Below are 11,985 nucleotides of genomic sequence, written 5' to 3' on the forward strand. Positions count from 1 at the left end.
ATTTCATTGTTGTATAGATCTAGAATTGCGGAGAGATAGACAAAGTTATCACCGACACGTACGTAAGTAATGTCTGTCACAAGCTTCTGTGTGCGCTGTTCTGCTGTGAACTCACGTGCGAGTACGTTTTCGAAAATCACTGACGGCTTACGTCCTGCAAAGGGGTGCTTCTTGCGAATCACAGACCTGATTTCAAGCTCACGCATCAAACGCCTAACCTTCTTCTGGTTGATGAGTGTTGAACCCATGATACCATGGGTTCTTTTTTCACTGTCTACCGTAAGGGGATACTACCACCTCCCGAGGGGGATTCAGCTTTTTTCTTTGTGAACTTCGGTGCCGATCTCATTGCGGGCGAGCCAATACAGACAGCCGATCAAGCCGACGATCAAGAGCAAGAACGCCAGCAGTTCCCCGCTCATCGTGATCGAGCCTCCCCGATGCGCAAGATAGATGCAAATGGTTTGTGAAAGAAGCATATGAGGGAGGGTTTGGTCGACAGTCCGAAGAAATCACAACAAAATTCGCGGCGCTCTTAGTAGAAGATCGCCGACGGCAACCCGATCAAGCGCCAGTTGAGGAGCGCCGTTTCGGTGTGACAAGCCGCCGAGCACGCGTGTTGGGGATCTTCCGGCACGCATTCCGCGCAGATGCCGCGAGCGCAATTGACACACTCCACGATGGCGGCCCGTTCCGGATGGTTGCAACAAGGCATGCGTGACACCTCCTTTTTTTCTAGTGTGTTCAAAAATCGTGTGTTCAAAAATTTGTCCCGCTCTACCCTGTAGCGTTGTGCAGAGTGCTTTTGATATAATGGCATTTAGGCATTATCCGCGAAAGGAGAGAATGATTTCATGAGCACCTTCAAGAACGAAGGCTTTATCCATATAGATGATTTGGACCAGCACGCACTCGACGCGCATCGCCCGACGATCGGCGAGCGCAACCGCGTCGACTACCGCGCGGTGGCCAAGGACGTAGGCCGCATCGGCGAAGGAAAAAAATACCTCATCCGCACCCACGGGTGCCAAATGAACGAACATGACACCGAAATCATGTCGGGCATGCTCGAAGAGATGGGCTACCAGCCGACCGCCGTCTTGGAAGACGCGGACTTCGTGCTGTACAACACCTGCGCCGTCCGTGAAAACGCGGAGGACAAAGTCTTCGGCCACATCGGGACGCTCAAACCGATGAAAGCGAAGAACCCGAACTTGATGATCGGCCTCTGCGGTTGCATGGCACAAGAAGAGGTCGTCCGTCAGAAGATTCAAGAAAAGCACCCGCATGTCGACATCGTGTTCGGCACGCACAACGTGCACATGCTGCCGGAATTGCTGGAGCAAGCGCACCACACCAAAGAGACGATCTTTGAAGTGTGGGACAAGTCGGACGCGACCATCGAGAACTTGCCGAAACTGCGCAAGGACAAAATCCGCGCGTGGGTCAACATCCAGTACGGCTGCAACAAGTTCTGCACCTACTGCATCGTTCCGTTCACCCGCGGTGCGGAACGCTCCCGCCTGCCGGAAGACATCCTCGCCGAACTGCGTGATCTCGCGGCGGAAGGCTATAAGGAAGTCACCCTGCTCGGCCAGAACGTCAACGACTACGGCATCGACCTCGGCAACGTCGACTTCGGCGATCTGCTGGAGATGGCGGCGAAAGTGGAAGGCTTGGAGCGCATCCGCTTCACCACGTCGAACCCGTGGAACTTCACCGATAAGATGATCGACACGATCGCGAAGTACGACAACATCCCGAGCCACATCCATCTCCCGGCGCAATCCGGTTCTTCGGCGGTGCTGCGCCGCATGAAGCGCGGCTACACCCGCGAAGAGTACTTGGAGCTCGTCAACCGCATCAAAACCAAGATTCCGGACGTGACGCTGACCACCGACATCATCGTCGGATTCCCGGGCGAGACGGAAGAGCAGTTCCAAGAGACGCTCTCGCTGATGGAAGAAGTGCGCTACGACGGCGCGTACATGTTCATCTACTCCCCGCGCGCGGGCACGCCGGCGACCCGTCTGCCGGACGACGTCACCGACGAAGCGAAGAAAGACCGCCTGAAGCGCCTGAACGAAGTGCAAGACCGCATTTCGCTGGAAATCAACAAATCGCTGGAAGGCAAAGTTCTGCGCGTGCTCGTCGAGAGCGAGTCCAAGAACAACCCGGACGTGCTGCAAACCCGCACCGATTCGAATAAAATCGTGCACGTCCGCGCCTCAAAGGATTTGATCGGCCAATTTGTCAACGTGAGAGTCACTGAAGCGAAGACCTGGACGCTCAACGGCGAACTGGTTTCGGAGGAGGTCCCGGCAGTATGAGCACGACGTTAGCCCCTGTACTTGAGGAAAAAGCGCGCCAGATCGGCGACATGGTCACGAAGTCGCTGGAGATGTCGATCTTCAAACAAGCGGAACAAGACCTGCACCAGCACGGCGAAGCGCGCGAATTGCTCGGCGTGATTCAAGCGAAGCAAGCGGAAGGCCAAGATGTCGACGACATTCTCGACCGCCTCGAATCGCTGGATGTCGTTCGCCGCTTCACCATCGCGCAGGAGAACCTCTCCGAAGTGGTCTCCCACGTCACCAAGATTCTGGCGGCAACGCTGTCCGACCGTCTCGACATCCTCGCCCCGGAAGCAGAGGGCGGTTGCTGCTCGTGCCCGGCGGAAGGCTGCGACAAAGCAGCGTCCTGCGACGGCAACGACGCGCTGTGCGGCTGATTTCTCAACTCCCAAAGACCCGCGCCAACCGAGGCAGCGGGTCTTTTTTTCTACAGCGGGGTTTCCAAGTTGTGTGGGTATCGCTTACACGGTAAAAAAGCGGACGAGCCACCTTAGATTTGTTATAATGAAGTCCGAATTAGCAAAGAAGAGCGGAGGAAGCTGCAATGGCACGACTTACACCGATGATGGAACAATACATGGCGACCAAGGCCCAGGTACCGGATGCGCTTTTGTTCTTCCGACTCGGCGACTTTTATGAACTGTTCAACGAAGACGCGGTGACGGCGGCAAGAGAGCTTGAGATCACGCTGACCGGCCGCGCCAACGGAGGGGTGGGCGGCGATGAGCGCACGCCGATGTGCGGGGTCCCGCACCATTCGGCGGAGGGCTACATCTTGCGCCTCGTCGAGAAGGGCTACAAAGTCGCCATCTGCGAACAGACCGAGGAAGCGGGCGCCGCCAAGGGCATCGTGCGCCGCGAGATCGTGCGCGTCGTGACGCCGGGCACCGTGATGGAGCAAAAGGGTCTGCAAGCCAAAGCGAACAACTACCTCGCTTCGGTCGTGGAGCGCGAGGGGAGCTTCGGGCTGTCGTTTTGCGACCTCTCGACCGGCGAGCTGCTCGTCGTGGAACACGACAGCGAACAGAAGATGCTCGACGAGATGCTGCGCCATCAGCCGGCTGAAATCATCGTGCCGTTTGGAGAAAAAACCACCCCGCACGCCATCACGTTGCGCGATCTGCTGGCTTGCGTGCTGACGGAAGGGTTGGAAAAAACACACAATCTCGCCCGCGCCTCGGAAGTGTTGCTGAGCCACTACGGCGTGATGACGGTCGATTCGTTCGGCCTCGCCAACCGCCCGCAGGCGCTCTGTGCGGCGGGGATGTTGCTGGCGTACCTCGATGTGACGCAAAAGCGCAACTTGAACCACCTCAAGATGCCCGCGTACATCACGAGCGACGAGTACATGACGATCGATTCGTTCTCCCGCCGCAACCTCGAACTGGTGGAAACCCTGCGCGACAAAGGCAAGCACGGCTCGCTGCTCGGCTTGCTGGACGAGACGGTCACGGCGATGGGCGGGCGCTTGCTGCGCCGCTATGTCGAGCGCCCGCTTGCCAACCGGGAGCGGATCGAGCAACGCCTCGACGCGGTGGAGGAGCTGTACAAAAACCTGCTCTTGCGCGACGACATCCGCCAACTGCTCGACGCCGTGTACGACTTGGAACGCCTCGTCGCCCGCGTCTCGTACGGTTCGGCGAACGCCCGCGACCTGCAGGCGATCGGTTCATCGCTCGCGGTGTTGCCAAGCCTCAAAGGGCGGTTGGAGAGCGCGGGAGCACCGCTGTTGAAGGAACTCGGGCAGCGCATCGACAACTTTGACGAGATCGTGGACTTGATCGAGCGCGCCATCGTCGAGGAGCCGCCGATTTCCGTGCGCGAGGGCAACGTGATTCGCGACGGGTTTGACGAGTACCTCGACACGCTGAAAACAGCTTCGCGCGACGGCAAGCGCTGGCTGGCGGAGTTGGAGCAACAGGAGCGGGAAGCGACCGGCATCAAGTCGCTGAAAGTCGGCTTCAACAAAGTGTTCGGCTACTACATCGAAGTGTCCAAAGCGAACATTCAGTACGTCCCGGAGACGTACGAGCGCAAACAGACGCTCACCAACGGAGAGCGCTATGTCACGCCGGGGCTCAAAGAGAAGGAAGCGCTGATTCTCGAAGCGGAAGAGAAGATGGTGGACTTGGAGTATCAATTGTTCTGCCAAGTTCGCGACGCCGTCAGCGAGATTCTCGGCAAGATCCAAGAGGCGGCGGAATCGATTGCCGCCGTCGACGTGCTTCAGTCGTTTGCGACCGTTTCGATCCGCCGCCGCTACAAGCGGCCGGTCCTCAACAACGACGACCGCCTCTACATCGAAGAAGGCCGACATCCGGTCGTGGAAGCGATGTTGAAAGGCGAGCCGTTCGTTGCCAACGATACGCTGTTGAACACGGCGGAGAACCAGATTGCGCTGATCACGGGGCCGAACATGGCGGGGAAATCGACGTACATGCGCCAAGTGGCGTTGATCGTGCTCCTTGCGCAGATGGGCTGCTTCGTTCCGGCAGACCGTGCGGAGATCGGCATCGTCGACCGCGTGTTTACGCGCATCGGGGCGAGTGACGACTTGGCGGGCGGGCAGTCGACGTTCATGGTGGAGATGGTGGAGCTGGCGAACATCTTGCACCATGCCACGCCGCGCTCTTTGATCATCCTCGATGAGATCGGGCGGGGGACGTCGACGTTTGACGGCATCTCCATCGCGCAGGCGGTGGTGGAGTTTCTGCACCAAAGTCCGAAGGTGGGAGCCAAGACGCTGTTTGCGACACACTATCATGAGCTGACGACGTTTACGGAGTCGTTCGCGGGTGTGAAGCATTACTCGACGCACGTGCAGGAGCAGGGAGACAGCATCGTGTTCCTGCGCAAGATCTTGCCGCAAGCGGCGGATCGCTCGTACGGGATTCAAGTTGCAAAGCTCGCGGGGCTTCCGGAGGAAGTCTTGGCGCGGGCGCGTGAAATTCTGGTAGACTTGGAGCAGGGCGGACACGGGCACGAGACGAAGCCCCGCATTGCGGAAGCGGCAAACACGCCGGTGTCTGTCGCGGCACCGTCCAAACCGGCGAAACCGACGGCGCAATTGTCGCTGTTTGACGCGGCGGAGCATCCGGTGGTGGACGAGCTGCGCAAGCTCGATGTGATGCGCTTGACGCCGCTGGATGCGATGAACTTGCTGTACCAACTGCACCAGAAAGCGCGGGAGGAGTAAGCGATGGGCAAGATTCAAGTCTTAAGCGATCTCCTCGCCAACAAAATCGCCGCCGGCGAAGTCGTCGAACGCCCCGCTTCCGTCATCAAGGAACTGCTGGAGAACGCCATCGACGCCGGAAGCACTGAAATCGTCATCGAGATCGAAAACGGCGGTCTCGACTTGATTAAAGTCTCGGACAACGGCGTCGGCATGGAGCGCGAAGACGCGTTGCTCGCGTTTGAACGCCATGCCACGTCGAAGATCTCTTCGGAAAAAGACCTGTTTCGCATCCGCACCCTCGGCTTCCGAGGCGAAGCGCTTCCGTCTATCGCCTCGGTGTCCAAGGTGGAAGTCAAGACCCGCACCGCCGACGCGAACGAAGGAACGCTCGTCAAGATCGAAGGCGGGCAGTTGATCACGCACGGGGTGACGGCGGCGAAGAGAGGCACCGACTTTGCGGTGCGGGATCTTTTTTTCAACACGCCCGCGCGTTTGAAGTATCTGAAGACGATTCAGACGGAGCTGCACCACATGCTCGACTATGTGAACCGTTTGTCTTTGGCGCATCCGGAGATTTCCTTCCGCATGTACCACAACGGGCGGCAGTTGTTGCAGTCGCCGGGAGACGGCGAGTTGTTGCATGCGGTGGCGGCGATTTACGGAAATGATGTGGCGCGGCAGATGTTGCCGATGCAATGGTCAGACTATGATTACCGAATTGTGGGGGCGGTGGGGTTCCCGGAGCTGAACCGGGCCAACCGCAATCACTGTTCGTTTTTTGTCAACGGGCGGTATGTGAAGAGTTATCAATTGCTCAATGCCGTGCAAGCGGCGTATCATACGCGCTTGCCGATCAACCGCTATCCGGTGTGTGTGATTTCGTTGGAGCTTGATCCGAGTTTGGTCGATGTCAACGTGCATCCGCAGAAGCTGGAAGTGCGCTTCTCGGAGGAACGGGACGTGGCGAGCGCCGTGCAGCAGGCGGTGGAGAACGCGTTGCAACAGCAGACGTTTATCCCGAAAGCCACCGCGAAGTCGGTACAGACCGAGCCGAAGCAAAAATCGGTGCAGGCTGCGTTTGACCTGCCGTTGCCGAAAGCGGACGCGCCGTCTGCGCCTGCGCGGGCGACGGGGTTTCAACCGGCGAATCGGACGTTCCCGGTTTCAAACGGGAGTGCTCCGGCGCCGGGTGGCGGGGTGAACGGGCCGAAGTACAAAGACCCGCTGCCAAACGGCGGCGCCGTCGTCCGCGAGACGCCGACCGCCTACCAGCCGTCCCGCCGTCTGGACGAGCGCCGCGAACTCCCGCTGCGCCACCAAGTCGACGCGGCGATGAGCGTCTACGAACGACCGCAGGCAACTCCCGAGGCTGTTGAAAAAAGCGCGGGTGCGGGCGATCCCTCTTCGTCAAACAAGGTCGTTTCGCAAGAAACGCAACAGGAGCAACCAATACGTCAGCCGGAATCTGGCCAACAGCAAATGCGAGAATCCGTTACAGACCCGCAACTTCTTGGCGAAGCGACGGAGCCTGCTCCCGAGCAATCCCCCTTCACCGAAGCGACCCCGGCGCGGCCGAACATGCCGCAGTTTCGTCCGGTGGCGCAAGTGTTGGGCATGTATGTGATCGCACAGGACGACACCGGCCTGTACATCATCGACCAACACGCGGCGCACGAGAAAGTGCTGTACGAGAAATTCACCAAGAAGCTCTCCGACCGCCAGATTCAACCCTTGCCCTTGCTCGTCCCGCTCACCGTCGAACTCACCGCTTCCGAAGCGGCGCTCCTCGAACAGCGCATTCCCGACTTGGCACAATGCCAGATCGAAGTCGAGCAGTTCGGCGGCACGACGTTCCTGATCCGCTCCGTGCCGGACATCTGGGAAGGGCTTGAAACTCAAGCGCTGCTCCAAGAGCTGATCGACGAGCTCCTCCAAGAAGGAGCAACGCCCGATCCGCGCCAACTCATCGAGGCCAAAGTCATCACCAAAGCCTGCAAATCCGCCATCAAAGCGAACCACTGGCTCTCCATGCCGGAGATGACCGCGCTGTGCGACCAACTGCGCGAACTGGACAACCCGTTCACCTGTCCGCACGGACGCCCGATCATCATCCACATGTCGACGTACGACTTGGAGAAGCAATTCAAGAGGGTGATGTAGTGACCCAATCCCGCAGTTTGATCGTCACGACCGGCAACAAGCCGTCCGACGAAACGGTGGCGCTGGCGCACTCCTACGCGAGTGCGCTGGACGCCCCTTACATAATCCGCAAAAAACGCGCCATCGCCACCCTGCGCGCCGACTACGGCGTTGACGAAGTGCTTGTCTGCGCCGACCGCGTGACGCTGCACGTGGAGGATCAGGAGTTTTTTTTCCATCCTTCCATGGCGAATACGAGAATCAAGCGGCTGAAAAGTGGCGAAAATGATGTAGTGATCGAGCGGACCGGGGTTCGTCCCGGCGACACCGTCCTCGATTGCACGCTGGGCCTCGGCTCGGATGCGATCGTGTTTGCGCATGCGGTCGGCGAAACCGGCCGCGTGATCGGCTTGGAGTCCTCGCCGGTGATCGCCTTGCTCGTCCAACGCGGACTGCAAGAAGTCAGCGTCGACACCCAAGCGGTCAACGTTGCGATGCGCCGCGTGGAAGTGCTTTGCGCCGACCACCTCGACTATTTGCGCGCGCAGCCGGACAAGTCGGTCGACGTGATCTACTTCGACCCGATGTTCCGCCGCACCGTGCAGAAGACGCAATACATGGAACCGCTCCGCCATCTCGGCGACGACCGCCCGCTGTCCGAAGCGGCGATCGAGGAAGCCCGCCGCGTTGCCCGCCGCCGCATCGTGCTCAAAGAGCGGTGGTACTCCAAGGAATTCGCCCGCCTCGGGTTTTTCATTCCCAAAAAATCAACGGGCACGATCAACTACGGGGTGATCGATTTGGAAGAGGGGCAAGGAGGGGAACCGTCATGAGCCAGAGACCGGACAAACCGTTCGTTTTGATCTTGGTCGGCCCGACCGCCGTGGGCAAAACGGCGTTTTCCATCGCCGCCGCCAAGCATTACGACGGGGAAATTCTCTCGGCAGACTCCATGCAGATCTATCGGGGGATGGACATCGGCACGGCGAAAGTCACGCCGGAGGAGACGGAGGGCATCCCGCACTACGGGCTGGACTTGATCAACCCGGACGAGCCGTTTACGGTCGCCGACTATCAAGCCTACGCCGACCGCGTCATCAGAGACATCCACGCGCGCGGCAAACTGCCGATCGTCGTCGGCGGCACCATGCTGTACGTCAAGTCGTTGACCGACCATCTCGACTTCACCGAAGCCTCTGCCGATCCCGTGTTTCGCGCCCGCTTGCAAGCCGAGGCGGACGAGCGCGGAGGAGCTTTTTTACATAACCGCTTGCAAGAGATCGACCCGGCGACCGCCGAGCGTCTGCACCCGAACGACGTGAAGCGGATCATCCGCGCGCTGGAAGTGTTTGAGACGACCGGCAAGCCGATGTCACAGGCGTACACGGAAGAGCCGCCGGAGTCGAAATACAACACGCTCGTCGTCGGGTTGAACCTCGAAGACCGCGAGAAGCTCTACGAGCGCATCAACTTGCGCGTCGACCTGATGATGCAGCAAGGCTTGATCGAAGAAGTGCGGCACCTGCTCGCCGAGGGGTACTCCCGCGATCTGCAAAGCATGAAGGGAATCGGCTACAAGGAGATCATCGACCATCTCGAAGGCCGTCTGACCTTGGAAGAAGCGGTCGAGGCGGTCAAACAAGGGTCGCGCCGCTACGCCAAACGCCAGCTGTCTTGGTGGCGGCGGGAGACGTCGATTCAGTGGTTTGACGCGTTGGGCACCACGTTTGAGCAACGCTTTCAAATCATTGATCAATTGCGAGAAGGAATTTCATAGTAGTGTTTCGAATAGTATCCATATAGAAAAAAGATATGGGGGTAAATACCTTGAACAAACAACAGATCAATATCCAAGATCACTTTCTGAACCAGATCCGCAAGGACAACATCCCGGTCATCATTTACCTCGTGAACGGCTTCCAAATTCGCGGTGTCGTCAAGGCGTTCGACAACTTCACGATCATCGTGGAGTCGGAAGGAAAGCAACAGATGGTCTACAAGCACGCGATCTCGACGTTTACCCCGATGAAGAATGTAAGCTTCCACGCTGCTGAGTAAAGGCAAGCGTTCTCTATAGAGAAGGCTTGGGAAGCGTTCCGTCGTGAACGCTTCTTTTTTTATTTTGGAGCGCGGGTGGCAAGACTAGAGCGGTGAGGAGGCGTTTTGTAATGGAAAAACATCGTGAGTCGGTCGAGCACATCTTTGAGATTCTCAACGACGTGAAGGCCGCAGAACTGCCGGTTTCCGACGCCGTGGATTCGCTCGCGTATTGGTTTCACGAAGCGTTCCAAAGCGGCGAAATCTCCGTCGAGCAGGGGGAAGCGGACGCGAACGCCCTGAACGGCGAAGACATCTGGACGTAGAAAAGAGGAGGGCCGACGGCGGCTCTCCTCTTTTTTTACCCGAACGAGATCGGGACGTTGCGGCCCGTGTTTTTGGCGGGCGTGGTTTTTTTGCCGGGGACTTTGAGGATGCGGATCTCCAGCAGGCCGTTTTTGTACGAAGCGCGGGCTCCTTGCGGGCGGACGCGGGCGGGGAGGGAGACGGTGCGCTCAAACGAGCCTCGGAAGCGCTCGTTGAGGTAGAATCGCTCCTCCTTGATCGAGGCGAAGCGGCCGGCGAGCGACCCGGAGAGGGTGAGGGAGTCGGGGTTGATGCTCAATTTGACGTCGGCCGCTTTTTCCAGTCCGGGCGCTTCGACGACGGCGACGACTTCTTGCTGGGTCTCGTACATGTCGATGCGCGGGTAGACTGCCGTTTTGTTTTCGGCAAACAGTTGCTTGCCAAACATCTGCTCCCAGTCCATGTCGTGAAAAGTTTTCAGTTCGTTTTGCGGCATCTGTTTCATGATATTTTGAAAAAATTGCGGGCCGAACATCTTCCGCAATTGATCATTCAGTCCGGCAAGCGAGCGAAAACCGTCCAAGGGGTTGTTCATTTTGCTCACACCTCCACGTTACAACCTATGCAGGTTGCCGGGGATTCGCTCCCTTTTGACAAGTTCCACCAGTCGCCCTACAATTGTGAAAAACGGGCGTGAAGGGAAGCGGGAGACATGGAAGAAAAATTGCAAGCGTTGATGGCGAAGTACGGAGCAGTCGGGCTGTCGGCTGCCGTCGTGCGGGCGGGTGAAGTCAGCTGGAGCGGAGGGTTTGGCGTATCCGATCTTCAACGCGGGCTGCCGGTGACACCGGAGACGATGTTTCGCGTGGCGTCGATTTCGAAAGTGATGGTCGGCACGGCGCTCATGCAGCAGTGGGAGCAGGGCAAGTTTCAGTTGGACGACGACATCGGCGAGCTGCTGGGCTTTTCGGTGCGCAACCCGAATCACCCGGAGCGGGCGATCTCCGTGCGCCATCTGTTGACGCACAACGGATCTTTGCATGAAGAGCAGACTCCCGCCGCGGAAGAAGCGTACTACGGCTTCCTGGGGGCGTCGCGCACCACCGATGAACCGCCGCAGATGCGGGAGTTGCTGGTGCCGGGCGGGAGGTATTACACCGCCGACATCTGGGCTCCGTGGGCGGCGGGGGAGAAGTTTGAGTACTCCAACCTCGGCACGGGGATCCTCGCGACGATCTTGGAGCGCTTGTCCGGCGAGCGGTTTGACGTCTATGTCCGCGAGAACATCTGCAAGCCGCTCGGCATGCGCGCGTCGTTCAACGTGCAGGACCTTGAAGAGATCAACCGGCTTTCGGTGATCTACAACGCCGAGCATGAGCCGCGCATCGACCACTATCAAGGCGTCAAACCGATTCCGCAAGATTTGCGTTCCTACGAGGTTGGCACCAACGGCATGATCTTCTCGCCGCAGGGCGGACTCCGGGCGAGCGTCCTCGATCTCGTGAAGCTCCTGCTCGCTCATCAACAGGGGCTCGGCGGCCTGCTCCGGCCGGAGACGTTGCAGCTCATGCACCGCGAACAGTGGCGGGGCTGCGGCGTGAACGGGCTCTACAAGCAAAAAGGATTGCATGTGCACATCACCGACGATCTGCTGCAAGGCATGCGCTTGTACGGGCATGCGGGCGATGCGTACGGCGTGTTGACGGGGATGTACTTCAGCAAGGAAGAGAATTTCGGTCTGTGCTATTGCATCAACGGGGCGGAAATCAAGCAGGGCGAGGCGTTTTACGAAGTGGAAGAAGCTCTGGCTCGCGTGCTGGCAGTTTGAAAAAAGGGTGTTGACATTCGCAGGTGTTCAAGATATGATTAAAATCGCAACCTCGACGGAACGCCTGCGAGGGAACAGCACACAGGGGCATAGTTCAGTTGGTAGAACGTCGGTCTCCAAAACCGAATGTCGTGGGTTCAAGT

Annotated in this window: 11 protein-coding genes and 1 pseudogene; 9 read left to right on the top strand and 3 right to left on the bottom strand. The window is 58.7% G+C overall.

What is annotated here, in order from left to right; translation table 11 throughout:
• A pseudogene (locus EL26_RS22285) lies at positions 1 to 236 on the bottom strand (IS3-like element ISBth8 family transposase); the annotation flags it as partial.
• Positions 237 to 535: 299 nt separating this feature from the next.
• The gene (locus EL26_RS22290; RefSeq protein WP_038094522.1) at positions 536 to 715 is read right to left on the bottom strand and encodes a hypothetical protein; all 180 of its coding nucleotides are present in this window, start codon (positions 713 to 715) and stop codon (positions 536 to 538) included.
• Between the two features lie 139 nt (positions 716 to 854).
• On the opposite strand from EL26_RS22290, the gene miaB reads away from it, so the two are divergent.
• The 8 genes from miaB to EL26_RS22330 all read left to right on the top strand — a co-directional run bounded on the left by miaB (position 855) and on the right by EL26_RS22330 (position 10,034).
• Positions 855 to 2,330: a tRNA (N6-isopentenyl adenosine(37)-C2)-methylthiotransferase MiaB gene (gene miaB, locus EL26_RS22295; protein WP_038094524.1), complete on the top strand. Its 1,476-nt coding sequence runs from the start codon at positions 855 to 857 to the stop codon at positions 2,328 to 2,330.
• On the top strand, positions 2,327 to 2,731 hold the full coding sequence (locus EL26_RS22300; protein WP_038094526.1) for a YlbF/YmcA family competence regulator: 405 nt from the start codon (positions 2,327 to 2,329) through the stop codon (positions 2,729 to 2,731). Before miaB ends, EL26_RS22300 begins: the two co-directional genes overlap by 4 nt.
• A gap of 167 nt (positions 2,732 to 2,898) precedes the next feature.
• A complete protein-coding gene (mutS, locus tag EL26_RS22305) occupies positions 2,899 to 5,550 on the top strand; it encodes a DNA mismatch repair protein MutS (RefSeq protein ID WP_081857421.1) in 2,652 nt (883 codons plus the stop codon).
• Between the two features lie 3 nt (positions 5,551 to 5,553).
• On the top strand, positions 5,554 to 7,692 hold the full coding sequence (mutL, locus tag EL26_RS22310; RefSeq protein ID WP_038094531.1) for a DNA mismatch repair endonuclease MutL: 2,139 nt from the start codon (positions 5,554 to 5,556) through the stop codon (positions 7,690 to 7,692).
• Entirely contained in the window at positions 7,692 to 8,504 is an 813-nt protein-coding gene (locus EL26_RS22315; protein WP_052036710.1) for a class I SAM-dependent methyltransferase, read from the top strand. Before mutL ends, EL26_RS22315 begins: the two co-directional genes overlap by 1 nt.
• Positions 8,501 to 9,448, top strand: coding sequence for a tRNA (adenosine(37)-N6)-dimethylallyltransferase MiaA (miaA, locus tag EL26_RS22320; protein ID WP_038094533.1), 948 nt, complete (start codon positions 8,501 to 8,503; stop codon positions 9,446 to 9,448). Before EL26_RS22315 ends, miaA begins: the two co-directional genes overlap by 4 nt.
• A 50-nt stretch (positions 9,449 to 9,498) precedes the next feature.
• The gene (gene hfq, locus EL26_RS22325) at positions 9,499 to 9,729 is read left to right on the top strand and encodes an RNA chaperone Hfq (protein WP_038094535.1); all 231 of its coding nucleotides are present in this window, start codon (positions 9,499 to 9,501) and stop codon (positions 9,727 to 9,729) included.
• 110 nt (positions 9,730 to 9,839) lie between these two features.
• Positions 9,840 to 10,034, top strand: a complete 195-nt coding sequence (locus tag EL26_RS22330) for a hypothetical protein (RefSeq protein WP_038094537.1) — start codon at positions 9,840 to 9,842, stop codon at positions 10,032 to 10,034.
• A 35-nt stretch (positions 10,035 to 10,069) separates the two neighbouring features.
• On the opposite strand, the gene EL26_RS22335 is transcribed toward EL26_RS22330, so the two are convergent.
• Entirely contained in the window at positions 10,070 to 10,609 is a 540-nt protein-coding gene (locus EL26_RS22335; RefSeq protein WP_052036711.1) for an Hsp20/alpha crystallin family protein, read from the bottom strand.
• A 117-nt stretch (positions 10,610 to 10,726) separates the two neighbouring features.
• On the opposite strand from EL26_RS22335, the gene EL26_RS22340 reads away from it, so the two are divergent.
• Positions 10,727 to 11,842 carry a serine hydrolase domain-containing protein gene (locus EL26_RS22340; protein WP_038094539.1) on the top strand — a complete coding sequence of 372 codons (1,116 nt, stop codon included), beginning with the start codon at positions 10,727 to 10,729 and terminating at the stop codon, positions 11,840 to 11,842.
• Positions 11,843 to 11,985 lie beyond the last annotated feature (143 nt).

Origin of the sequence: Tumebacillus flagellatus (genome assembly GCF_000714935.1) — a bacterium.
Classification (GTDB): domain Bacteria; phylum Bacillota; class Bacilli; order Tumebacillales; family Tumebacillaceae; genus Tumebacillus; species Tumebacillus flagellatus.